Here is a 24,792-nt window from a genome sequence, read left to right as displayed (position 1 = left end):
AGCTGATTTGGAGTTGCTTTGATCTATCCTATCAGTCAATGGCTATTCATTTTCACCGACTTTTACCCAATCTTGAGGCAGTCGCCCCCTAATCCGTAAACCATAACCCTGATTCGGGTTTCAAGCGTTGTGCAAAGTCTTTTAAGGGGATGAATGCCCCGGTTTCTACCTGTTGTACCGGATTTCCTGCCGTTGCCCCCCTGAAAGGAAGTAACGAGGATAATCCTTCACCGGGATTACGCTGTTCTTCTCCTCCGAGGTAAAATAACAAGTTGCTATCTTGGCAAATTCCCCCGGACTGTTCCACCAAACAAACCGCATTATTATTATGAACTCGTCCGGTAGAAAGTGCCATATTCGATAACTCTTGACCCGTTAACGCTACAATTTTATTTAAACTGGACGTGACTAACCGACATCGGTTTAATCCCGAGTCAGAAGCGGTATGATTCCAGTTCAAAAAGGGCAGGGGAATCGACCCGGGGCCGGTGTAAGCAAAAGTAGCTAAACCCCCTTCATATTCCACACAACCAAAAACTGTAGAAGTGACGGTTCGGGAAGGAAGATCTACCCCCCAGTCTTGAACTCTAGCGGTGAGTTGACTACTGATTCCATTATTTCTAAATAGGTTATTCTCTCCGAGGGAGGATGCGGCCAATCCGAGGGTTAAAATTCCATAATTTTGATTATTTTCCAGAATATTCCCTTGAATAGTAGGCGTTGCTGATGCAGTAACTACGATGCCGTTGCGGTTGCTGCGAATATGATTGTCCGAAATCGAGGGATTTGCCATGCCTGCGATCGCCACCCCAATTCCATTGTTGGTAAAATCATTACTGCGAATCTCTCCCGCCCCTTGCTGGATGACCGAAATTCCATTTCCGCCATTGTTAATAAACCGATTTTTTTCCAGGATGGGAGTAGCGGTTCCTCCGATTAAAATGCCTTCTCGGGGATTATCCATCAAGGTATTATTGCGAATTAAAACAGTGGTTGTATCTTCAATCCAAATTGCCGTTCCGTTGGAATGCGGATTGGTGAGGGTTACCCCTAAAATTTGGCTATTGTTTCCAGCAAATAGGGTATAATTTTGCCGCCCAGCGGTGCGAGTTGACGTAATTCCTCCCCCGCGAATAATTACTCCTTCTCCCTGTTGGGATTCATTGCCGATTAAAATTACCCCCGGATTCAGTTTGAGGGGAAAGGTTTCCCGGGCGCTATACAATCCCGGGGCGAGATAAATTACGGTTCCGGGACGCGCACCTTGTAGGGCATAGGAGATACTCCGAAAGGGATTTTCTGGGGTTAATCCGGCAGTAGCGGCATTGGTGCCCTGATTGGGGTCAACATAATAAATCGTTTGTGCCGAGGCGATCGCCTCTGGGGAGGGGGTGGGAAACTCGGCAAGGGGTGCAGGGGATGGCGAGGGTTGGGGCGTCTCCGGTGTGATTGTTGGGGAGATGACAGGGGGTGGGGTACTGCGCGCTACGGGAGAACCATTGACGCGATTAGTTTGACTGGTATAAGTCAATCCATATTGAATCATCCCTGGATCGATGGGAGTTTGATTCCAGGATAACTGGAGACTTTGGACGTGATCGTCTGCTAAAAACTCCCCGATATACATTCCACAACTGTTGTTGGCATTGACTTCTGGGGTACTACAATTATTTTGAACTCCCCGTCCCCTGCCATGAATCCCGATCAGTTCACCATTGGCATTAAAGATACCGCCTCCACTCATGCCACTGCGCGTCGGATTGCTGTAGAGTAAGCGATACCCGCCATCATCCGAGGGCGGAGTCACTTCAGCGATCGCACCTTCGACTAACTGGCGATCGCGAATTTTTTCCCGCAAATCATCGGGATTGGGCCATCCACTCACAAATACTGGAGTTCCCGCCTGGAGGGGATTCGGGGCAGTTCGGGCCAAGGGATAGGTGCGATCGCTTTGCACACGCAGTAACGCCAAATCCAATCCGGCGATCGTTTGTCCCAACTCTCCGGAAGGTTGTCCCAGGGGAATGATATCCGGACTATTTTCCGATGCATCAACGTAGTACACTTGGCCATCAGGCATGGCGATCGCATGAAATCCCCCCCGTTTCCACACGACGTGCAAAGCAGTCAGCACATAATAATTATTCCCCTCTCGCGCTACAATCACCCCACTCCCCGTTTTTTCTCCTTCAATCAAAAACGCATCCCCCCGCTGGGTCAAATTCGGACTAATTAAAACCGAAACTTGCCATGCCACCGCATCCACTTCCGCCTGAGTCAATGCTAAGGCAATGGGATTCCAAGTTGCCACTGCAATGGTGACAATTCCTGCCAACAATTGATGATTAAAATTCATGATTATTTGTTATTTGTAGGTTATAAATAGGGACTTAGAGCGGGCAAATTTCGCACATTTATAGGCTTTGCTTCCCGTGATTCAAATACAAGATAATGAGGTGAGTTAGCAGGTTTTTAACCTTAATAAACCCCCATTTTATAACTTTTTATCCCTTAAGAAGACAAAAAAGACGCAGAATAAACCGCGCCTTGATATAGGCAAACTGCCCAAGGTGTTGAGAGAAAAAGAAACTAAAGAAAGAGTGGCGATCGCCTGCACGGTTATTGAGTTAACCCCCTGACAAACCACAATCCCAATGCCGGTTCTAAATTGTGGGCCACTGATTCTAAGGGGGCGATCGCCTCCTCACCAAACTCTTGTACCGGATTGCCCTTGCCTTCCACACTAAAGGCAATCAACTGGCGCAACACTTGAGTGGGGTCACTGGCATTAAATCCACTCAACGTGAACAACATATTATCCGGCTGACAACTCTCTTGTAAATCCTTCACCAAACAAACGACTTTATCATTATTCACCCGTCCCGTAGCGAATAACATTTTATGCAACTGACCCCCATAAGCCGTCACCTTTTGGTTTAACTTCTGGGTCACTTCATTGCAGCGATTTTCAGGTAAATCCACCTCTGAAGTCTTCCAAACAATCATCGCTTGGGGAATTGAGGCATACCCTTGTTGAGCCACTGTTGCATAATTGTTGCCGTAGGGTTCGCAGGTGAAATAAGCCTGCTGAACGCCTGTGGATTCTTCCGGAGTCGGCGGAATTCCCTGGGGATTGCGGGCGATCAGTTGATTTTCCCGTTCGTTCCCGCGAAAGGTATTACTAGCAGCAATCTGAGGCTGAGATTCAGCGATCGCCACTAACCCATAATCGCTATTATTTTCGATAATATTCCCCTCTAAAATAGGACGTGCTGCTTGCGTCACCACAATCCCAATGCGATTTTGATGAATGTGGTTACCGGCAACCACCGGGGCGGCATTATGCCCGATCGCCAAGGCAAAACCCGTATCCTGAAACACATTCCGGCGAATTTCCCCTTTCGCCTCCTTCGTTACTGAAATTCCATTTCCTCCATTATACATAAACTGATTATTTTCAATAATCGGTTGAGCCGTCCCTGATACAAAAATACCCTCCCGATTATTATTCGTAAAGGTACTATTTCTAACAATCGCATTGGCATTTTCTATCCAAACTCCAGTCCCGTAAGGATTAGGGTTGGTGACCGTCACTCCCAGAATTTGACTACTATCTCCGGCTAATATCGTAATATTTTGACCCGCCCAAATGCGGCTGAGATGGGTTTCTCCTCCAGTAATCACCACCCCATCACCCCGGCCACTTTCATCCCCGCGCAGAATAACTCCCGGTTGCAGTTTCAAGGGAAAAACTTCCCCGGCATGATAGCGTCCCGGTGCCAATTGAATCACCGTTCCCGACTGTGCCCGTCCCAATGCAGCGGTAATGGTTCGTAACGCATTCGCCTCACTTTGACCGGCACTGACTGAATCATTTCCCCGCTTAGGATCAACATAAATAACCCGTTGCTGGGCGTTCATACTCGGCTGAACCGTGGGAACATTTGCTAGGACTTTACCCCCATCGAATCTCTCTTGTTGACTCCCTAGCGTAACCGTTGCTGCACTCAGTAACGATAAGGTAATTAGAACGAGGGGATAGCTGCTGATTTTGTTCATCATAGACCAGTTCTTGTGGATTATATTGATAGGAATTGCATCCAATGAACCCTGACGCTACTGATTAGCTGCTTATCTTAATGCTCGTCTAAATAAGCCAATTTTTTATAAATTTTCCGGATCTTTTTTTTATTTACTCAAGGGATGGGGAGGATGGGGGAGATGGGGAAGACTTACAAGAGTAGGTTTTTTACGCTCATACTGATTTGCCTTACTTCCGGTCCCCTCCCCTTGCCAAGGGGAGGGTTAGGGTGGGGTTCTTCGGGGGCTCCAGCCTCCTCACCCACTCTTGAAGGCGATCGCACCTGTATGGAACCCCGGGTGCCAACCTATTTCTTCGTAACTGGCTTAAGCGGGTCACCGCCGACACCCTCTACCCATTCATTCCTCCTCACCTGCTTAAGCTTAAAGAGGACCCCACCCTAACCCGGACCAAGACACAGGGGAGGGGACCGGATGTGCAGTTAAATGTAGGGATGTCGGTTTTTTCCAAAAGAATAGCGGATAGGTATTAATGCTTGCTACACTAATCTCTATCCGCTACAATCTAGCTCATCAAAATTGGATTTGAAAGGCTCTTTGACTTAGGACATCGCTTGAATGATGTAGTCAAAGTAAGGGGCAGCAGCGGTGGCATCTTCTTGACTCAGAAGGGCCAAGGATGCTTCTTTGAGGCAGACAATGGACTCGGCCATTCCTGGCATGGGAACTCCGAGGGCGTTGTACATTTCCCGGGCACCAATGATGCCGATTTTTTCAATCGGTTCTTTGTCTCCGGCGAGGACGCCATAGGTGGCTAGACGCAGATACCAGCCGAAGTCCCGGAGGCACTGAGCCCGTTGACGTTGGCCGTAGGCATTGCCCCCCGGAGAGATAAAATCGGGGCGCTTTTGCCAAAGGCGTTTGCTGGCTTGCTCCACAATTTTCTTCTCGCTCTCAGCTAACGTAGTAGCAATTCGCACCCGTTGCTGGCCGGTTTGAAAAAATTGTGTTAAACTGGTGAGTTCCCCGTTCGTCGGATAACGGAGTTCATCGTCGGCTTTGAGAATAACTTGACTAACTACACTCATGGTTTTACAAAACATCGGAGATCCATTTCTGTAGTTTAGCCATTGAGGGGAACACAAATAAAGAGAGGTAAATTTACAGTGAGTGCCACTAATGGGCAAAACAAGTACCCAGTCGGGGATCGGCAGGATGAAAATTGGCAACAAGGTTGCGCGATCGAAGTAGAAATTGAGGATTTAAGCGACACCGGGGACGGGGTGGGGCGCTATGAGGGGCGAGTGGTTTTCGTTCCCGATGCGGTTCCCGGCGATCGCCTGTTGGTCCGGCTGGTGCGGGTGAAGCCTCAATATGCCCATGGCAAACTCCTAGAGGTCCTGGAACGCTCTCCAAGTCGGATCCGCCCCCATTGTATCGTCGCGGATAAATGCGGGGGTTGTCAGTGGCAAAGTGTGGCTTATTCTGCTCAACTCCAAGCCAAGCAAAATCTCGTCACTCAAGCGATCGCCAGAATTGGCGGCATTGAGAACCCGCAGGTGGAGCCGATTTTGCCCTCTCCTTCTCCCTTTGGCTATCGCAACAAAGCCACCTATCCCCTCAGTCGTTCCTCTTCCGGCAAGGTCCAAGCGGGATACTATGAAAAAAATAGTCATCACTTGGTTAACATCAATCAATGTCCGGTCCAGGACCCCCGATTAAATCCGCTCCTGGCTGAGGTGAAACAGGACATTCAGGACCGGGGATGGTCGATTTACAATGAAACGGAACACCGGGGCAATCTCCGGCACTTGGCGCTGCAAATAGGTCGCCGGACTGGACAGATTTTGCTGACTTTGGTCTCTGCTAATCGGAAGTTGATGGATATTGAGACTCAGGCGGAGGAATGGTTGAGTCGCTATCCGGATTTGGTGGGAGTTTGCCTCAATTACAACCCCAACCGGACCAATGCAATTTTAGGGGAGGAAACGCGCTGTGTTGCGGGTCAACCCTATTTTGTGGATGAATTTGCCGGAGTCCAGTTACAACTCCGCTCAGATACGTTTTTTCAGGTGAATCCGGAAACGGCAGAAGTCCTGTTAGAGACGATCGCCTCTCGCCTGGATTTGCAGGGGACTGAGCGATTGGTGGATGCCTATTGCGGGATTGGCACTTTTACCCTCCCCCTCGCCAAACGGGTCCAACAGGCGATCGGCTTGGAAATCAATCCAGCAGCGATCGCGATCGCCCAAGAAAATGCCCGACTCAATGGCTTGACAAATGTCTCCTTTCATGAAGGGTCCGTTGAAAAATTATTGCCGCAATTAGAGAGTCTGGGATTACCCTCTGGAGAGAAACCGGATATTGTTTTATTGGATCCCCCGAGAAAAGGCTGCGATCGCAGCGTCTTGGAGACCCTGATTCAGATTGCACCCCAGCAGATTGTGTACATCAGTTGCAAACCCTCCACCCTCGCCCGGGACCTAAAAATCCTCTGTGATAGCGGAATTTATCGCCTTAGTTGCCTACAACCGGCAGATTTCTTTCCCCAAACCTCCCATGTGGAAGCCGTCGCCTTCCTCGTGGCGGAGGCATAAATTGCCTTCGGAGACGATGGGTTTAAGGGGTAACCCCGTCTGTCCTGATATCAAGATGACCCCTAAAGGGGTCACTACGAACGTTTGTAGTAACCCCTTCAGGGGTTGCCTCTTCACAGAGCTAGTTTAAGGGGGAGTCTTCAACAGAGAGATCGGTCAATAGTAGAACTTCCCTGGTAAAAATAGGGGGGTTATCTACACCGACAATTGGGCGATCGCTTTGTCAAGATTGAAGAGTAACTGGAGGACCAACTTATGAATAACTCTATTCAATCAATTTACAACTGGTATCGCAACACCCTTCGCAACCCCAAATATCGCTGGTGGATTATTTTGGGAACCGTGGCTTATTTCTTCAGCCCGATTGATGTTGCTCCCGATTTCATCCCCGTGATTGGGCAACTTGACGACATCGCCCTGGCAACTTTGTTAGTTTCTGAGTTGTCCCAAATGGCAATGGATTATTTTAAAGCCAGAAAAGGTGAAGTAGGAGAATCCACCAATCCTGTCAATACCGCCTCAACGGTGGGGGGTTCTACGGTAGTAGATGTAGAAGCCAGTTCCGTCAATCAATAATTCATTTCTTAAATAAATAGCACCCCTCAAGCCTGCTGGATCAGTAGGCTTTGTTTTTTGCTAGAGGTAGGGATTGTCCGGAGGTTAAAGCCTGGGACAAGTTTTATGGTATTTTTAGCGGTTGAAACCGTTTGGAGTGGATACTTTAGTGCCACGGAGAACTGGCAGAAAACAACTCGACTTCTGGGAGAATAGGACTTACGCAATTTTTTTTAGGGAACTCCAAAAAATAAAACCGCCAAAACGTTTGTAGTGACTCCTTCACGCCCGTCATCTTTAAAGAAACCCCTAAAGGGGTTACTACGAACATCTGGATGATTTATTTTTTGCAATCCCCTTACTAAACGCTAAATGTAGAGGCGATTCGCGAATCGCCCCTCTTGTAGCCTGCGAAGGCAGGCTTTGTTTGTGTAGCCCCACCCTTGAGGGTGCGGGTTTTTATTACCCGGGCAAACCTTCGAGATATGCCGATCGCCATTATGAAATTTAGTGAAATTGTCCAAAAACTTGCCATTCATCTGCCTGATAGTCCCCCTGTTTTCAGGGGGGAGGACCCGGAAATCACGGGAGTGGCAGCAGTAGACGAGGCAACTCCCGGGAGTCTGAGTTATATCGAAGGGGGTAAATTTGCCGATCGCATCGCGGGGACTGCTGCTACGGCGTTGATTTTGCCGATGAATCCCCAGTTGCAGCAACAGGCGAGCGATCGCGGAATCGTCTGGGTGGCGACCCGGGAACCGCGATTATTATTTGCTCATGCGATCGCCTTGTTTTATCAACCCTTTCGACTCCGATCAGGCATCCATCCCACCGCCTCGATTCACCCGGGTGCCACCTTGGGCGAGAATGTGGCGATCGGGGCCTTTGTCTCCATCGCCCAGGGGGTCAAAATTGCCAACCATGTCTGCATTCATGCCAACGTCACCCTCTATCCCCATGCTGAAATAGGCGAAGGGACCGTCTTGCATAGCCATTGCGTCATCCATGAACGCACCCGCATCGGCAAGGGTTGCACCATTCACGCGGGGGCCGTGATTGGGTCTGAAGGGTTTGGATTTGTGCCCTCTCGCGCCGGTTGGGTGAAAATGGAGCAATCGGGCTACACCGTCCTAGAGGATGGTGTAGAAGTGGGTTGTAATAGCAACATCGACCGTCCCGCAGTCGGGGAAACCCGGATTGGGGAGAATACAAAAATTGATAATTTAGTGCAGATTGGTCATGGGTGCAAAATTGGCAAAAATTGTGCTATAGCCGCTCAAGTGGGATTAGCCGGTGGGGCCAAGTTAGGCAACAACGTGATTTTAGGCGGTCAAGTGGGGGTTAACAATCAGGTGACAGTGGGAGATGGTGCGATCGCCTCCGCCAAAACCGGCATTACCAGTGATATTCCTCCCGGGGCGATCGTCTCGGGTTTTCCAGCGATTCCTAACAAACAGTGGCTGAAAACCGTTGCCATCTACAACCGTCTTCCGGAAATTTATCAATCCCTCAAGCAACTCCAGCGCTTGTTGGGCTCCAAGTCAAATTAAGTGGCAACAACCGACGGGGGATCAATCCCCCGTGTAACAAATGAAGTCGGTTAAAACCGACTGAAAGTCTTATGGGGCGATGTTTTTACTCGGGATTTAACCGATTTAGCTATAAGGCCGGGGTTTGAACCCCCCCGGGTCTATTCAGGTGAACCGGGGTGAAAAATTGAGCCGTTTAATTTTTTTATAAAAAATTATGGTTAAAAATCACAGATTTGAGGATATATTTTTAACTAGGCCAAATTGAATGATGCGGCTGAATTTTCAGTTTTTAGATCGGGAAGGATAATCATTGAAAGCAATGAGTGAAATTGCTACAACCCCCCTTAAAGGAAAGGCGCTGCTTCAAAAAGTAAAAGAACTCTCGCACTTACCCCGCCGAGAAACCGCCAAGCGCTGTGGATACTACAGCAAGTCAAAAAATGAAGAGTTCCGGGTAAACCTCACGGACTTTTATGATGCCGTGCTGGAAGCTCGCGGGATTCCCCTGAGTCCAGAGGGGTCAAAAGATGGTCGCGGTCGAGAGGCAACTTTTCGAGTCAGCGTCCACAAAAACGGACAAATTGTCATTGGTTCAACTTATACCCAGTCAATGGGATTAAAGCCCGGTGATGAGTTTGAAATTAAACTGGGTTACAAGCACATCCACCTGATTCAGGTCGATAACAGTAAAAATGACTTGCTCAACGAAGACGATGAGGAGTTCGACGAAGAAGATGACGATTAGAGGACTGCAAAACAACCCATTGTTTTAGTCGAGTTTTCTAAACATTCCCTCAAAATTTAGACCAGTCTCCCTCATCTGCGGCTCAATTGAGCCTCAAGGAGGGGGACTGGTTTCTTTGTGGTTAACCCGTTTTCCCGGGGATGGGTTTGGGGACTCAACGGGTGCGTGCGGTGAGCTTATCAGGATTAGGGCCTGGGGATGCAGTCTGGGGCCCAACAGCCGGATCAAGCTGTTGGGGTCTCTGTTCTCCGGAAGCAGGCGGGAGGAGTTGGGACTGTAAGGAAGGGTCGCTGACGGTATGAGAAAGGGGCGCTAAAGCCATCGCAAACCGCGCGTGCTCTTCGAGTTGTTCCGTAGAAGAGAGCAGATCCCCCAGGATCAGCAAAATATTCCGAATACTCTCAAATAAAGCGGGATCGCCGGTTAACTCTTCCAAATCCGAGGTGATTTTTTGGACATTTTGGAACGTGGCGCGGGCTGAATCTAGGGTTTGTTGTAAGGACAGCAGATTGGCCGGGGAGATGGCGGTATCGGTGAGTTGGGCGAGATTGGCAGAGGCAGCGGAGGCATTGGCGGCGAGTTGATTTGCGGTAACGGAGAGGGTATCTAGGTTTGCTAAGAGTTGAGAATCCTCAAATTGATTGAGTTGTTGTTCAACCCTAGCGACGAGGGGGGTAATTTGTTGGGCGCTGATTCGCAGTTGTTCGCTGGTGGTGTTGATGTTGTTGAGGGTGGTGACGAGGGTACCGCGATTGGTGGCAACGAGTTCATTGACACTGCCAATTAGGGTCCGCAGGTCCCTGGCGGTGACGTTGAGTTCTCCAGCGGTGCCGCCGAGTCCATTAATGGTGCCACCGAGTCCATCGATGGTTCCACTGATCCGTTCGGCACTCGCACCAAAGGTCCCGGCAACGACGCGATATTCTTCAGCAGCGGCACCCACTTGATTCACCGTGCGTTGGAGGTCCCCAGCGATCGCCCCATAGCGATTGGAGATGGCGGTAATTTGATTGGTGGCGGTGCGGATATCCCCGGCGATCGTCCCATATTGATTGGCAGTCGCCCCAATTTGATTGGTGGCGGCCCGGATATCCCCGGCGATCGCCCCATATTGATTCACCGTCCTCCCCAGTTGGGTCGAAATTGCCCCCACCTGATTCGCCGTATTGCCAATTTGTCCAGCAGCAGTATTCAGGGCCGAGGCCGATTGAAGGGCGGCAGTGGAGAAAAGACCTAACTCTCGTTCCACGGATTGGGTCAAGACCCCGATTTCCCGGCTGAGTTGGGTAATTTCAGCCGTGGCAACCGTGGAGTTTTTCACCAAGGCATTCAGATTGGCAAAAAAGGCTGGATCTGAAAATAAATTCGTAAAGCGCATCGAACCGCGAATGAGTTCGTCAAAATTCACCCCAATCTGTCCCTCAAGACGCTCCCGATTGCACAAAATTAACTCCGTATTGCAGTCTGAAGCGAGGGGAGTGGTGGTTTTAATAATTTGAGGCGGTAAAGCCTGGAGGGGGTTGATATCCACCCAGGTTTCTCCAATTAACCCCCCCTGATTGGCCTCGATCAACACGGCATTAGGAATCACCAGGGTCGCTGGAGCCACTATCAGCTCCACATCGACTCCATTGGTTCCGGGGATAATATTGGCAATCCGGCCCACCGAGACTCCCCGGTAGCGTACCGGCCCCCCCACCTGCATCCCCGCAACGTTAGGGAATGAGACAACCAGGGTATAGCTTTCGCGGCCTAATCCAACCCCGCGCAGCCATAAAATAATGCCGCCAAATAATCCTAAACCGGCCAAAAGTAATAAACCAATTGATCCTTCTCTCAGCTTTCGTGACGAACGCATGGATTCTCCTTCTGCGATAGTTGCTCTCTTGACGTTGTTGCTATGATTTTGACTCCCACCTGTGCAGTGCTACCCAGACTCTGATAATGCCATACTGCCACGGCACTCTTACCTTCATGCTGTCTTGCGATCGCCTTATGCTCAACCGGCTAGTTGAATCGGTCCCGTAATGCTCCCACTGAAAAATTGTCGGACTAAGGGGTTCTCGGTGGTGTCAATCTCCTCAATTCCACCTTGCCACTGCACTTTCCCATCAAATAAAAACACGATCCGATCAGAGGTTCGGCGAATGGTGCTATCTTGGTGCGTGACCATCACATAAGTGCTACAGCCGCCTCGGGCCGCCTGTAACTCTCGGATTAAATCTTCAATCACCGTAGAGGCGATCGGATCTAAACCTGCCGTCGGTTCATCATAGAGCAGCACTTCTGGACTGGCGGTGGGGTCATCTGGATTCGCCATAATCGCCCGGGCAAAACTCACCCGCTTTCGCATCCCTCCAGACAGTTCGGCTGGGTATTTATTGCCGATTCCTGGCAACCCTACCATTTCTAGCTTCTCGGTGACCAGTTGTCGAATTTGCTTGCGGGATAATTTGGAGTGTTCGTAGAGGAAAAATCCGACATTTTCATCCACGTTTAAGGAATCAAATAGGGCCGCATTCTGAAAGACCATACCAATGCCAATGGGATCAGCTAAATCATCCATCCAGCGATCGCGGCGAATTCCCTGCACATAAACTTCCCCGGCATCAGGCTCCAGCAATCCCGCAATAATCCGCAAAATTGTTGATTTGCCTGTCCCAGAGGGTCCAATGATTGAGAGGGCCTCGTTGCGGTAAATGCATAAATCCACTTCGTTTAAAATCACATTCCGCCCAAAGGACTTAGACACTCCCTTCAATTCAATCAACGGATCACTCATCGGCTCAACTGCGGTAACGCTCTGCGGACTGGTCACTAAAGGTTAAGTATAGTAGTCCAGCCACCGGGCTGGTGGGAAGTCCATCTTTGCTTCTCTCCCTAGGGATTGAAAGCTCTCGCTTCAACTCAACCTGGAGGATTGTTGCGCGACACAGCCTCACCCTGATCGATTCTAATCCGGACTCCCTCCTCTCTACGGGGGCGATTCTGGCCGGGCTCTCTCGCCATTCGGGAACAATCCCGATATCCTGGTAAGCATATTCCCCTATCTAGCAGAAGGAGGTGACCTCTGATCTGTGACAGGCTATTGTCCGGTTGAGTTCGGAACAGACCTTTTGCAATTAGAATCAAAACCAAAAAGGTGTAACTTTCGACTCTCTCCTCTTTTAATCCCCTCTCCTAAAATTAATCATGTCAATTGGTTTACTCAAACAAGCTTTCCATGCCCTCAAGCCGGACCCCCTGTTCCGGCGAGGGATGCGATTTAACCATTGGTTTAAATGGTTAGCCCCTGGATTATTCGTCAAACGCTGGCTGCTCTTAAGTGCGGTTGGGGTCTTATTAACCCTGCTGGGTTTGGCAATCTGGGTTAAACTGACTCCGATTTTTTTCGCGATTCAGTTGATTGAAAAAACACTGACCCAACTGGCAACGGTGATTCCCAGCTATATCAGCGGTCCCTTTGTCCTCCTGTTTGGGATTTTCTTTATTCTCTGGGGCCAAACCCGCACTGTAGGCTCGATTACGGAAGTGTTAAGACCCGGTGCCGAGGATGAGTTGATTGATGTCTTGCTGCATCACCGTAAGTTAAATCGGGGCGCGAAAATTGTGGTGGTTGGAGGTGGCACGGGTCTTTCTACCCTACTCCGGGGACTCAAGACTTATAGTGCTAACATTACGGCGATCGTCACTGTAGCCGATGATGGTGGGTCCTCGGGACGGCTGCGCCGAGAAAATGGGGTGCTGCCTCCGGGAGATATTCGCAACTGTTTAGCGGCCCTCGCTGATGAGGAAAAGTTATTAACGGAACTGTTTCAATACCGTTTTAAGGCCGGAAATGGGCTGACGGGCCATAGTTTTGGGAATCTGTTTCTGACGGCGATGAGTGATATTAGTGGAGATTTGGAACGGGCGATCGCCACGAGTTCTAAGGTTCTGGCGGTCCGGGGTCAAGTCCTCCCCTCTACCCTCTGTGATGTCAATCTCTGGGCGGAGTTGGCTGATGGTCGTCGCATTGAGGGAGAATCCAGTATTACGGAAGCCAATGGCAAAATTGTCAAAATTGGCTGCACTCCAGCTAATCCACCCCCGCTACCTAAAGCCATTCAGGCGATTCGTGAGGCTGATTTCATTATTTTGGGCCCGGGAAGTCTCTATACCAGCGTAATTCCTAATCTATTAGTGCCGGAAATTGCCGAAGAAATTGCCAAGCGCAATGTTCCTAAAATTTATGTTTGCAATATCATGACCCAACCGGGCGAAACCGATGGCTACACTGTTGCCGATCATATTAAAGCTATCGATCGCGCTTGTGGATTAAAGCTGTTTAGTTCCGTATTGGTACAACAGCAAATGCCTTCGGCTCAATCTTTGATTCGCTATTCCCAAGATAACTCTCATCCCGTATATGTCGATCGCCCCACGATTACTGAACTTGGCCGCAGTGTGGTGTTCGCTAATGTGATGCAGGAGGACCGGGAAACGGGTTATGTCCGTCATGATCACCAACTCTTGGCCCAGGTGTTGATCCGCTGGTATGCTCACGTTCATATTAAAAGCACTGCCGGTATCCTCTCGGCCGCCCGCTAGTGCGCTTTCACCGTTTCGGTCTCCTCACACACCTTTCGCTTACATCGTTTCTCAGGTTCAGATTTATAAATTACTAACCTTTTCCCACAGCACTGAACTGGACCAAATCCCCCTATTTAACCGCTAAACTACTCAAGAGTTAACGGCTCAATAGGGAGTCCAATTAATCGTCTTTTTATCGGTCATTCTGTTATAATTTTTAAGACTTTTCTCTCGGATTCCCCAGTTCTGGTCTTCGCTTATTCTTTCATCTATGAGTCAATCCATCCTTAAGTTCCTGTTGCCCGATGCAGATGCGACGAAATCTCTAGGCTTCATCCTCGGACAACGCTGCCTTCCAGGGACCACAATTTTACTCGAAGGAGATTTAGGCGCGGGTAAAACCACCCTGGTGCAAGGGATTGGGTCGGGTTTGGCGATCGCTGAATCCATTGTCAGTCCCACCTTTACCTTAATTGTGGAATATCTGGAAGGCCGCATCCCCCTGTATCATTTGGACCTCTACCGCTTGGACCCCACTGAAGTCTCAGGACTAAATCTGGAGAGTTACTGGGAAGGGACGGAGACGGAACCGGGTCTGGTGGCGATCGAATGGGCGGAACGCTTACCCTACAAGCCTGATGATTATTTACGCCTGGTCCTGACTCATCAGGAAGAGGGTCGTCAAGTAGAATTAATCCCCGTTGGGGACTTTAATTTGGATGCCCTGATGCCCTTGGCGATCGGAGGCGATCGCGAACCTGATGCAGGAACATTTAAAGAGCAGACCGATTTCGACCTGTGAGAAAATAGGTTTTCATTTCTCCTTTGCCTTTAATTTCGATCAGACCGCGTTCCTCAATTTTATACTTATCTTGTAATAAATGATAGGTGGTTTCGGAAATCTGAATTTTTCCCGTGATTCCGTGGGATTCCATGCGAGAGGCGGTGTTTACAGCATCTCCCCAGAGGTCGTAGGTGAATTTTTTGATGCCAATGACACCGGCGACCACGGGTCCGGTGTTGATGCCAATTCGTAGACTTAAATTTGTGAGATATTCGGTGTTGAACTGGCCGATCGCCTCTTGCATATCCAAGGCCATTTCTGCGATCGCTTCGGCATGATCCGGTCGAGAGAGGGGAACGCCACCGACTACGAGGTAGGCATCCCCAATGGTTTTAATTTTCTCTAATCCATGTTTTTCCGTGAGGCGATCAAAAGTGGAAACAATGGTATTGAGAAGAGTCACAAGTTCCTGGGGGGAAACCTGGGTGGAGAGTTCCGTAAACTTCACTAAATCCGCAAATAAAATAGTGACCGCCTCAAATTTCTCCGCAATCAGACCCGGTTGTTTTTGAAGCTGTTGGGCGATGGTTGGTGGTAAAATATTTAAGAGTAATTCTTGGACTTTTTCTTGTTCCCGGCAGAGTGCCTCTTCAGTTTTTTTTCGTTGGGTAATGTCATGAAAAAATACAGAGAGTCCCTCGTAGGATGGAAAGACCCGCACTTCAAAGCAGCGATTGGTGATGGGAGAACAGTCTTCAAAGGTGACGCTGACTTGTTCCGAGGCAGATTTTCGATACTCTCGTTCAAATGTAGAACCCACGGTTTCAGGCAATTCTTCCCAGATAATTTTTCCCAGCAGATTATTGGGGTCTCGTTGTAAAATTTCTCCAACTTTTTGATTCGCATAACTAAACCGCCATTGGCGATCAACAGCGAAAAAAGCATCGGTCATGTTTTCTAACGAATCGACAATTTGGGAATCGGTCGCACGGAGTTTGGCTGTAGCATCTTTTTGTCGAGCAATTTGACGTTCTAATCGTTTAACTTGGAGTCGTAATTCCATTTGGGCGATCGCCTGTCGTCCTAACAACCGCAGTCCTTCCAATTGTTCGGAAGTAAGATGGCGCGGGATGGTATCAATCACACAAAGGGTTCCCAGAGGAAATCCATCGGGGGTGACAACCGGCGTTCCCGCATAAAACCGGATATTGGGATTAGAAGTAACGAGGGGATTACCCACAAACCGCTCATCTTCTAACGCATTCGGAACAACGAGAATATCATTGGGGTTCAGAATTGCATGAGCGCAAAACGAGATATTTCTGGGAGTTTCGGAGGCGTTTAAACCAACTTTAGATTTAAACCATTGACGATTGGAATCAATCAGACTGACTAAGGCAATGGGAGTTCCGCAAATTGAAGCAGCTAGGGCGGTTAAATCATCGAATGAGTCTTCAACCTCACTGTCTAAAATGCTATAGCGGTAGAGAGCTTGTAAGCGTTCTTCTTCATTAGGGGGTAACGCTGCCGATTGCATGGAATGCGGGCCAAAAAACCGCTGAAACTTCCGGATAAAAAATTTTACGGGAAGGGAAGCGACGCTCCACTTTATGATTTGCTTGAGAAGGTTGAACCCAGTTTTATTTCTCTCTCTTCGCCGATTTTTATTATGCCGATGGGGGGTTGACATTTTTGCTGTTTTTCGCGCTTGACTCAGTAACCGCTTGACTATTTTAGCAGTCGGTATTTTTTAGATCTTACTCGATCACGGTGAGAATTGAGAAGTATGAAAGGGGTTTTTAGCGGTTAATCAATCGTTTCGCTTCCCGAATGCCGGAGAGGTAAGCGCCATGTACGGTGGCGGGATAGTCCCGAGAGGTGGCTTCTCCCGCGAAGAAGAGCCGATCGCCGATGGGTTCAGCCAAGATATCGCGATCGCCACTGTCTCCCCCGACGGCAATATGAGAATAGGACCCCAAGGCAAACGGATCCTGACTCCATCGCGTCACCATCATGCTTTCGGGTTCGGGAACGCGATCGCCATAACTCCGTCGCAACACCCCCATCACTCGTGAGCGAATTTCTCCCTCAGAAAGTTGTTCAATCTCCCGCGCAAAATTACCCCCCATCAAAGCGATTAATGCCGGTTGTTGACTATAAAATTGCCAATTTAAAAATTCCGAAAAATCGGGACCCTTCTCCTGAAGATAGCCCAATATCTGAGAGTCTTGAGGCCAAAATTGTTCAGGAAATTTTAAGACAACTTTATTTAAAACTCCCATACTCAAGCGATTGATAGCCGCTTGTTTGTTGTCCGGTAATTCTGGGAAAAATTTGATAGCTTCAGATTTAAAAACCCCCAGGGGTAACGTCATGATCGCCGCATCTGCCGTAAAACTTTCCCGTTCCGTCGTGACAGAGACACCGGAACTGCTGTAACGGATTTCAGTAACCTTTTGTTGCAACTGAATCTCCTGATTATTCGCTAATCCCGTGATAATTTGGTCATATCCTTGGGGAAAGAGATAATCCCCTCCGTCCAATTCTGAACCCTCATCGGCATACCAACTGGAGAGACTCTCTAAATCCGCCCCGAATTCCGTCACAAATTCAGAATTGAACCCCCATTCAACCAGTTGAGCTTGTTGAGGGGTTAGGATTTGGGCGGCTAAAACTTGTTGTAATGCGGAAGCAATGGAAAGGTCCTGTTCGGAGTTTTCTGCTATGGATGCAGCGCGATCGCGAATTTGTTCGTAGACTCCATAACCCACCTCAAAATCGCGATCGCTAATTGGATTTCCTTGGTTGTTGTATAGTATAATATTGTCAAAATCTGTGGGTAAGATGGGAATTTCCCACCCGCGCGCTAGAGTCGCGATGGGGTTGTCCGTAATCCCATGAATCCAGGATGCGCCCAAATCCACCGGAAACCCCAGAGTGCGACTGGTGTGAATTCTGCCGCCAATGCGATCGCGTCCTTCCAAAACCGTCACTTGAAACCCCTGTCCCTGAAGTTCTCGCGCTGCGGCTAAACCCGCAATTCCCGCCCCAATTACTAACACTTTGGGCGGTGAAGATTGAGCCCGGTTTTCAGAACAAGCTAAACTCAAACCCCATGTACTAGCAAATAAACTCAACTGAAGGAACCGACGGCGGTTAAAAAGCCCTTTGACAAGAGGGATAGAGGACATAGGCAATTAAGCGATAACCCAGAAATGGATTGGTCATTTTATTATAGATTGGGTCTAAATTTATTACAATAAGTATGGGACGACATTTAAAAAAAATTGAAACTAAGGCGGGAATTGACCGGCGAGAAACCGGGTATTATTCCACTCCAGATTTTGTCGCTGAGTTCATCGCCCAGGTGTTGATAAAACTCAACCCCCAGGGCCGCACTGCACTGGATCCTTGTATCGGTCAAGGTGAAATGGTAATTCCATTGTTAAATCAGGGCATTTCCGTGGAGGGAATGGACATTTTACCGTTTGATTTACCCGCTGTCATTAATTTTACTCAAACCGATTTTTTGCAATACTATCAGCAAAAGAAACTTTTGAGTATTTTCAATACGCCGATAGATTTAGATTATGACTTTTATCTGGCTAATCCTCCTTATAATTGTCATGAACTCACCTATATTCGAGACAACAAAACCCGCTTATCTCGTCTCTTTTGGGACATCGGGGTGCATAATATGTACGCTTTATTTATAGCGGCTTTAATCGATTGTGCAAAACCTGGGGCTTTAATCGGATTGATTACCCTCGATTCCTTCTTAACTGCTAAAGCGCATCAGAACTTACGCCATAAAATTTTAAAAACCTGTGCCGTTCATTACCTGCTGCTTTGTTCTAATGATTTATTTTTAGACCAAGGGGCAGATGTCCGGACTTGTATCATGATATTGCAAAAAGGAACTGATTATCAAGGGACGGTTAAGGTGGCGAATCGTACCCTGAATCAACGGGATTTTCAGCGGATATTAATTCAGAAACAATGGACAGAATTGCCCCTCGAAAAAATCACCCTAGCGGGGGAAGCGGATAATTCAGAATTTATTATTGATATTCCCGATGAGATCCAAAACTTGTTCGAGTCTCCACGACTGGGAAATCTTTTTTCTTGTGTAACTGGGATTTCTACAGGCAGCGATCGCACCTATTTATCCAAAGATCCTCGCCCGGGATTTACCATTCCCTTTTATAAAAATCCCGGGTCCTGTCGCTTTTTTACGAAACCGAATGCTTACTTAGTCGATGACTTTTTATCGGTAGCGGAAACCATTCCCAATTTCACCATTCGGAATAAATCTTTATTATATCAGCCCGGGATTACTTGTTCCTCAATGGGAGTCACCTTTTCTGCTTGCTATCTTCCCCCCAATTCCACTTATGGAGTCAATGCTAATATTATTACCTCGGACTCGGATACCTGGTGGCTGTTAGCCTATTTGAACAGTCATCTCGTGACTTTTATCGTGCGAAGTCTTTTAAATCGGTCGAATATGATTACCTCGGGCTATGTTGCGCGGATTCCGATTCCTAAATTTAGCCGGATTGCTCTAACTCAAATGAGTGTGATCGCCCGTGAAGCCTATCTCAACCAAGTCTCACCCAAAGCCGCCCGTCAATATGTAGAACAAATTAATCAAATCATCTGGAAAGACCTCAATTTTACAGAAGAAACAAGGGTCAAGATTCAGAATTTTTGCAAAAATCTCATTCGGGTGACGTAATCTGAAAAATCGGTCATAAATTTATCAGGTCAGAAAATAAGGTGGGCAATGCCCACCCTACTCTTCTACTCTTAACCTTGGGTGACAGGTTCTTTCGCTAAGAACTTCTCTAATTCGGTTAAGGCATCGGCATCTACTTTGGTTTGCATGGGGCAGAATTTAGGTCCGCACATGGAGCAGAATTCGGCGGTTTTGTAGATGTCTGCTGGCAGGGTTTCGTCGTGGTATTCTTTCGCACGTTCCGGGTCGAGGGAGAGTTCAAACTGGCGGTTCCAGTCGAAGTTATACCGGGCGTGAGACAGTTCGTCATCGCGATCGCGTGCTCCTATGCGATGCCGTGCGATATCCGCAGCATGGGCGGCAATTTTATAGGCGATTAACCCATTTCGCACATCTTCGGCATTGGGTAATCCCAGATGCTCTTTCGGGGTGACGTAACACAACATCGCCGTTCCGTACCATCCCGCCATTGCCGCCCCGATCGCCGAGGTAATATGGTCATATCCCGGCGCAATATCAGTGACCAAAGGACCTAGCACATAGAAAGGTGCTTCAGAACACTCTTCCATCTGCTTTTTGACATTAAATTCAATTTGGTCCATTGGCACATGACCCGGACCCTCGACCATCACCTGGACGTTATGTTCCCAGGCGCGGCGAGTCAGTTGTCCAAGGGTTTTGAGTTCGGCGAGTTGCGCTTCATCCGAGGCATCATGTTGACAACCGGGACGGAGGGAATCTCCTAAACTAAAGGAAACATCGTATTTTTTGAAGATTTCGATGATGTCATCGAAATGAGTATAAAGCGGATTCTGTTTGTGATGATGCAGCATCCACCGGGCCAAAATGCCACCGCCACGGGAGACAATGCCGGTAATCCGGTTTCTCACCAAGGGCAGATGTTCGATTAAAATCCCAGCGTGAATGGTCATGTAATCCACACCTTGTTGGGCGTGTTTTTCAATGATATGCAGAAAATCATTGGGGGTGAGATTTTCCATATTACCATGCACGCTTTCTAATGCCTGATAAATGGGAACCGTGCCGATGGGGACCGGGGAGGTATTAATAATGGCGGTGCGAATTTCGTCGAGGTTTCCACCGCCGGTGGACAAGTCCATCACAGTATCGGCACCATATTTAACGGACAGTTTGAGTTTGTCTAATTCTTCGTTAATATCAGAAGAATTAGGGGATGCCCCGATGTTGGCATTGACTTTACATTTGGAGGCGATACCGATGCACATCGGTTCGAGGTTGAGGTGGTTAATATTGGCGGGGATAATCATCCGTCCTCGTGCCACTTCGTCCCGAATCAGCTCAACGGGGAGGTTTTCCCGTTTTGCTACATAGTCCATTTCTTCGGTGATGATGCCTTGTCGGGCATAGTTCATTTGAGTAACATTACTCTGGCCCTGACGTTTGGCAACCCATTCTTTTCGCATTTTGAAGTCCTCAAATAACAGCTTCCCTCCGCCGGTATTACCCGGACTCAGGTTCTAAGGGTTTGTTCTCAGCCCTTTGGTCGGACACCCCTAGCTCAATTTCGGATTCTATCACTGTTTGTAGGGAAGAGTGATTTGGCTTAAAAATCTTTACAATTCGCCGGGGTCTGGCGAGTTGTAGAGGGGGAAGACAACCGGGTTTCTGGAGGAACTCTCTGCCTGCTGGGTAGCCAATTAGGGCCAGAAACCCGGTTTTTTGTCCCCGGGTTCTAAAACCTTCCGCAAACCTCTCGGGTTTGAGGGTGTTCAACTCCAGAATCTGGAATGTTTAGGTTGGGCCTCAGATGTGGGTACAATAGGGGAAGGCGAGTGGGTTCTTTGGGGGGATTTCTAATTTTCCTCAAAGATTTAGAATGGGCTAAGTAGGTAGGCGTAATTAATCCCTGCTTGGATGAGCGGCATAATCATTACGGTGCAAGGGTTTTAGGCAAAGCGAATAGAGGAATCTTTTCGCCTAACTACTTAGGGGGTTTTTGTTGTTATGGGGAATTGATGGTTTAGAGGGGAATTTTCTGAAGTTTGGCATCTGTTAATTTGGATTGTCTTGCCGGGGTAAAGATGGAGGGGTTGAAGTTGGGGATAGGGTGAGGAAATCTCTAACGAGCAAGCTAAGATAAGATTAGAAGAATGTTGTTAAGCGAGGGAACCGTCAGATGAGCAAAATCTTAGTGGTAGATGATGTGCCGAGCGAACTGGAGATGATTGGCCGGATTTTGAAAAAAGCCGGGATGGAGGTAGTTGTGGCAACCAATGGGGAGGAGGCGATCGCCCGGATTCAGGAGACGGCACCGGATCTGGTCATTCTGGATGTGGTGATGCCTCGGATGAATGGATTTGAGGTGATCCGAGAGTTACGCGGCGATCGCAAGACGTCCAAGTTACCTGTGGTCTTTTGTAGTCAGAAAAATACCGAGATTGATAAGACTTGGGGCATGGATTTGGGAGCTGATGCTTATATTACCAAACCTGTTGACCCCCAGCAATTGGTTAACATTGTGGAACGCTTATTATAAAGAGGAAAGCGGCAAAATTTAGACCAAAATCACTAAATTTATCCCAATTTTATCCGATTGCCTCACTGCTTTAAGCCTCTGTACCCTGAGAGTTCGGTAACCGCTATCTGAATCAAAATGCTTTTGAAGTTATCCCAGAATAAGAGCAAAAAGACTATGCGGAGAAACCGGGTTTCTGGTGAAATTTTGGGAAAGAGGCAGAAACTTATCAGAGAAACCCGGTTTCTGAGTCTGAGGCGATCATTCCCAAGTCGGCTTCGTCTGTAGGCTCTGTTTTTTTAGGCTATTATTCGCAACACTCAGCCCACTCTCAACTGCGTCTTGTAAATTCTGCGTAACCTCTTCCCCGGTACCGCCTTCGGTAATGCAGCCGGGAAGGGCTGGGACTTCTGCCTGCGGAACCCCCTTCTTCTGCTGGATGAATAATCGCTTTAATTTTCATCAACTTAGCTTCATTAGTTTCTTAAGTTCAGTCTAGCAGGATTCAGGGATTGACATGATATGCCAAAAGTAGCATAATTGAGGCATGAGTGAATTACTAAAACCAGTTGAGTGGGTTGGCAGTTCTCTTGAGGATTTAAAGGAGTTCCCGGAGGAGGTTCGGCAAGGTGTTGGTGAGGATTTAAAGGAGTTCCCGGAGGAGGTTCGGCAAGGTGTTGGTTATGCGCTATATCTGGCTCAATGTGGTGAAAAGCACCCGTCTGCGAAACCGCTCAAAGGCTTTAAGGGGGCTGGGGTGCTTGAAGTTGTCGAAGATTTTGACGGAGACACTTATCGAGCAGTTTACACTTTAAAATTAGCTGGGGTGGTCTATGTCCTACACGCTTTTCAGAAAAAGTCAAAAAAAGGGATTGCAACGCCTAAGCAGGATATTGAGCTAATTGAGGCAAGGCTTAAACGGGCCAAAGAACATTACTCAGAAAATTATATCACTCCGTAGAAAAAATATGAATCAACCGATTAAAGTACAAGCAGGTAGTGGCAATATATTCGCAGATTTAGAGTTAGAAAATTCTGATGAATTACTGGTCAAGGCAGAACTGGCCCGGAGAATTAGTGGGATTATCGCCGCCCAAAATATGACTCAAACTGAGGCGGCAGAACTGTTAGGAATTGACCAGCCTAAAGTGTCGGCATTAGTGAATGGCAAGCTATCGGGTTTTTCCACGACTCGGCTATTTCGTTTTTTAAATGCGTTGGGTCGGGATGTGGAAATCGTAGTCAAACCGAAGTCTTTCAGACAAGCTGAAACACGAGTGGTGGCGTTGTAATGGCAGATTAAAGGCGATCGCTTATATGTGGAGAAACCTGGTTTATGGCAAAATCTCTGTGAGAATGCAGCATCCCCAGGAAAACCCCGGTTTCTATACCTAGGTTACAACTATTGGATGATGGGCGCGATCGCTTTCACGTCCCGGAGGGAATCTTTGAGTTTCTGGATGGGTAAATGCTTGTAAGGGTTGGGTTTCGTTTCTCAACCCAACCTACCAGGCTAATCATTACAGGAATATCAAACCGAATAACCAAGCCAAATGACCCCAAATAATCAAATAATAGGGTATTTGTTGGTTTTCTAAAATAATCCGCAGGATATTTGTTGGTTTTCGTTCCTCAACCCAACCTAAGCAGTTATGCAAAATTAATTGCATATTCTTTTCCCAGATTATCGAGGACATTAGTCACATAATCAACTAACTTTTGCCAGCTTTTATAAGCTTCTATTTTAATCCATTCATATTTGAGAAATTTCCATAAAATTTCAATTAAATTTAGTTTAGGTGAATACGGAGGCCACCAAAATAGCTCCAGGTTCTTGGTCTTCCATTCTTCTAGTTTTTCTAGGACTGCGTTACTGGTGTGAATTGAGGCTTGGTCCATTACTACGACAGTTCTTTGGATTAAGTTTTCACTAAATTTATCTAAAAACTTAATGAGTTTTTCGCTATTTAGATTTCCCGAATAGGTTTCATACTTTAATTCATTCCGTCGATTCATTACTCCCAATACATTCAACCTTTTACTGGAAGAACTTGGAAGAATAATCCTCTCGGCTTTATCTTGCCATCCGTAAGGTAGTGAAGGCGTCAAAGACATCCCTGATTCATCTAAAAAATGCAAGTCGATTTCTCCATTCTTATCTAACTCTTTTAATTCTTTTAGTTTTTCCAGATTGAACTCAACTTCCCATTCAAAGGGACTTCCAGCCAATCCTCTCTTCATTCTTCTCCAGGTCATACCTAACTGTTTTAATATTCTTTTTATCGTATCTTTGCTGACCTTAATTCCCCATGAGTCTTGAACTTGGTTTATGACCCTTTTTAGGTGTTTTGGTTCTGCTTTTACCCACTCCTTAACTTGCTGTTTTTGGGGAGGTGTTAACTTGGTTTTTCTTCCTCTTCCAGGTTGGTCATACAACCCGGTTAATTTGTTTTGCTCCCAGCGTTGAAACCAGTATTGTAAAGTCCGACGACTTATTTGGAAAACTTCTAATAACTTTTCCATTTTAAAGCCTCTATGACTTAAAAGAATACAATGAGCTCTTTGCCTAACTTTATGATGCTGGCTATTGTGATAAATTCTTTCTAGCATTTTTTCAGTTTCGGGACATAAATTTATAAATTTCATGGATGATTCTCCTTATTTAGGCATATTTATTGCTTAAATTACTCATTTAACCTCAAAATCATAAAATATGCAATTTATTTTGCCT

At 47.5% G+C, this 24,792-nt stretch carries 19 protein-coding genes and 1 riboswitch; of the genes, 10 read left to right on the top strand and 9 right to left on the bottom strand.

Annotated elements, in window-relative coordinates; genetic code table 11:
* Positions 1 to 88: 88 nt before the first annotated feature.
* The 3 genes from NG795_RS15535 to apcD form a co-directional block, all read right to left on the bottom strand.
* The gene (locus tag NG795_RS15535) at positions 89 to 2,356 is read right to left on the bottom strand and encodes a DUF1565 domain-containing protein (protein WP_367289561.1); all 2,268 of its coding nucleotides are present in this window, start codon (positions 2,354 to 2,356) and stop codon (positions 89 to 91) included.
* A 263-nt stretch (positions 2,357 to 2,619) separates the two neighbouring features.
* Positions 2,620 to 4,062 (bottom strand): right-handed parallel beta-helix repeat-containing protein, encoded by a 1,443-nt coding sequence (locus tag NG795_RS15530; RefSeq protein ID WP_367289560.1) that lies wholly within the window; start codon positions 4,060 to 4,062, stop codon positions 2,620 to 2,622.
* A gap of 581 nt (positions 4,063 to 4,643) precedes the next feature.
* Entirely contained in the window at positions 4,644 to 5,129 is a 486-nt protein-coding gene (gene apcD, locus NG795_RS15525) for an allophycocyanin subunit alpha-B (RefSeq protein WP_367289559.1), read from the bottom strand.
* 78 nt (positions 5,130 to 5,207) lie between these two features.
* Between apcD and rlmD the strand changes: the two genes are divergently transcribed.
* The 4 genes from rlmD to NG795_RS15505 all read left to right on the top strand — a co-directional run bounded on the left by rlmD (position 5,208) and on the right by NG795_RS15505 (position 9,470).
* Entirely contained in the window at positions 5,208 to 6,638 is a 1,431-nt protein-coding gene (gene rlmD, locus NG795_RS15520; protein WP_367289558.1) for a 23S rRNA (uracil(1939)-C(5))-methyltransferase RlmD, read from the top strand.
* A 255-nt stretch (positions 6,639 to 6,893) separates the two neighbouring features.
* Entirely contained in the window at positions 6,894 to 7,214 is a 321-nt protein-coding gene (locus NG795_RS15515) for a YkvA family protein (RefSeq protein ID WP_367289557.1), read from the top strand.
* 479 nt (positions 7,215 to 7,693) lie between these two features.
* Complete coding sequence (lpxD, locus tag NG795_RS15510) at positions 7,694 to 8,743, top strand: UDP-3-O-(3-hydroxymyristoyl)glucosamine N-acyltransferase (RefSeq protein ID WP_367289613.1); 1,050 nt, start codon at positions 7,694 to 7,696, stop codon at positions 8,741 to 8,743.
* Positions 8,744 to 9,044: 301 nt separating this feature from the next.
* Positions 9,045 to 9,470, top strand: a complete 426-nt coding sequence (locus NG795_RS15505; RefSeq protein WP_367289556.1) for an AbrB family transcriptional regulator — start codon at positions 9,045 to 9,047, stop codon at positions 9,468 to 9,470.
* A 154-nt stretch (positions 9,471 to 9,624) separates the two neighbouring features.
* Here NG795_RS15505 and NG795_RS15500 read toward each other — a convergent pair whose 3' ends face one another.
* Both NG795_RS15500 and NG795_RS15495 read right to left on the bottom strand, forming a co-directional pair.
* Entirely contained in the window at positions 9,625 to 11,328 is a 1,704-nt protein-coding gene (locus NG795_RS15500) for an MlaD family protein (RefSeq protein WP_367289555.1), read from the bottom strand.
* Between the two features lie 141 nt (positions 11,329 to 11,469).
* A complete protein-coding gene (locus tag NG795_RS15495) occupies positions 11,470 to 12,252 on the bottom strand; it encodes an ABC transporter ATP-binding protein (RefSeq protein ID WP_367289612.1) in 783 nt (260 codons plus the stop codon).
* Between the two features lie 410 nt (positions 12,253 to 12,662).
* Between NG795_RS15495 and NG795_RS15490 the strand changes: the two genes are divergently transcribed.
* Both NG795_RS15490 and tsaE read left to right on the top strand, forming a co-directional pair.
* The gene (locus tag NG795_RS15490; protein ID WP_436836056.1) at positions 12,663 to 14,060 is read left to right on the top strand and encodes a gluconeogenesis factor YvcK family protein; all 1,398 of its coding nucleotides are present in this window, start codon (positions 12,663 to 12,665) and stop codon (positions 14,058 to 14,060) included.
* 253 nt (positions 14,061 to 14,313) lie between these two features.
* Positions 14,314 to 14,844 carry a tRNA (adenosine(37)-N6)-threonylcarbamoyltransferase complex ATPase subunit type 1 TsaE gene (gene tsaE / locus NG795_RS15485; protein WP_367289554.1) on the top strand — a complete coding sequence of 177 codons (531 nt, stop codon included), beginning with the start codon at positions 14,314 to 14,316 and terminating at the stop codon, positions 14,842 to 14,844.
* Here the strand turns inward: tsaE and NG795_RS15480 are convergent.
* Both NG795_RS15480 and NG795_RS15475 read right to left on the bottom strand, forming a co-directional pair.
* On the bottom strand, positions 14,816 to 16,363 hold the full coding sequence (locus NG795_RS15480; RefSeq protein ID WP_367289553.1) for an adenylate/guanylate cyclase domain-containing protein: 1,548 nt from the start codon (positions 16,361 to 16,363) through the stop codon (positions 14,816 to 14,818). The two genes, tsaE and NG795_RS15480, sit on opposite strands and share 29 nt — an antisense overlap.
* Positions 16,364 to 16,625: 262 nt before the next feature.
* Positions 16,626 to 18,017: an FAD-dependent oxidoreductase gene (locus NG795_RS15475; RefSeq protein WP_367289552.1), complete on the bottom strand. Its 1,392-nt coding sequence runs from the start codon at positions 18,015 to 18,017 to the stop codon at positions 16,626 to 16,628.
* 74 nt (positions 18,018 to 18,091) lie between these two features.
* On the opposite strand from NG795_RS15475, the gene NG795_RS15470 reads away from it, so the two are divergent.
* Positions 18,092 to 19,564 (top strand): N-6 DNA methylase, encoded by a 1,473-nt coding sequence (locus tag NG795_RS15470; protein ID WP_367289551.1) that lies wholly within the window; start codon positions 18,092 to 18,094, stop codon positions 19,562 to 19,564.
* Between the two features lie 71 nt (positions 19,565 to 19,635).
* Here NG795_RS15470 and thiC read toward each other — a convergent pair whose 3' ends face one another.
* A complete protein-coding gene (gene thiC / locus NG795_RS15465; protein WP_367289550.1) occupies positions 19,636 to 21,009 on the bottom strand; it encodes a phosphomethylpyrimidine synthase in 1,374 nt (457 codons plus the stop codon).
* Between the two features lie 6 nt (positions 21,010 to 21,015).
* Positions 21,016 to 21,111: riboswitch (TPP riboswitch) on the bottom strand.
* 611 nt (positions 21,112 to 21,722) lie between these two features.
* On the opposite strand from thiC, the gene NG795_RS15460 reads away from it, so the two are divergent.
* From NG795_RS15460 to NG795_RS15445, 3 genes are all read left to right on the top strand, one after another.
* Positions 21,723 to 22,082 (top strand): response regulator transcription factor, encoded by a 360-nt coding sequence (locus NG795_RS15460; protein ID WP_367289549.1) that lies wholly within the window; start codon positions 21,723 to 21,725, stop codon positions 22,080 to 22,082.
* Positions 22,083 to 22,608: 526 nt separating this feature from the next.
* Positions 22,609 to 23,022 carry a type II toxin-antitoxin system RelE/ParE family toxin gene (locus tag NG795_RS15450; protein ID WP_367289548.1) on the top strand — a complete coding sequence of 138 codons (414 nt, stop codon included), beginning with the start codon at positions 22,609 to 22,611 and terminating at the stop codon, positions 23,020 to 23,022.
* A gap of 7 nt (positions 23,023 to 23,029) precedes the next feature.
* Positions 23,030 to 23,353 carry a helix-turn-helix domain-containing protein gene (locus NG795_RS15445; RefSeq protein WP_367289547.1) on the top strand — a complete coding sequence of 108 codons (324 nt, stop codon included), beginning with the start codon at positions 23,030 to 23,032 and terminating at the stop codon, positions 23,351 to 23,353.
* Positions 23,354 to 23,711: 358 nt separating this feature from the next.
* Here the strand turns inward: NG795_RS15445 and NG795_RS15440 are convergent, their stop codons facing one another.
* Positions 23,712 to 24,707, bottom strand: coding sequence for an IS630 family transposase (locus NG795_RS15440; RefSeq protein WP_367289546.1), 996 nt, complete (start codon positions 24,705 to 24,707; stop codon positions 23,712 to 23,714).
* Positions 24,708 to 24,792 lie beyond the last annotated feature (85 nt).

The sequence above is a fragment of the Laspinema palackyanum D2c genome (genome assembly GCF_025370875.1).
Lineage (GTDB): Bacteria > Cyanobacteriota > Cyanobacteriia > Cyanobacteriales > Laspinemataceae > Laspinema > Laspinema palackyanum.
Note: the sequence above shows the minus strand (reverse complement) of the source record. Positions and strands in the feature narration are given on the sequence as shown.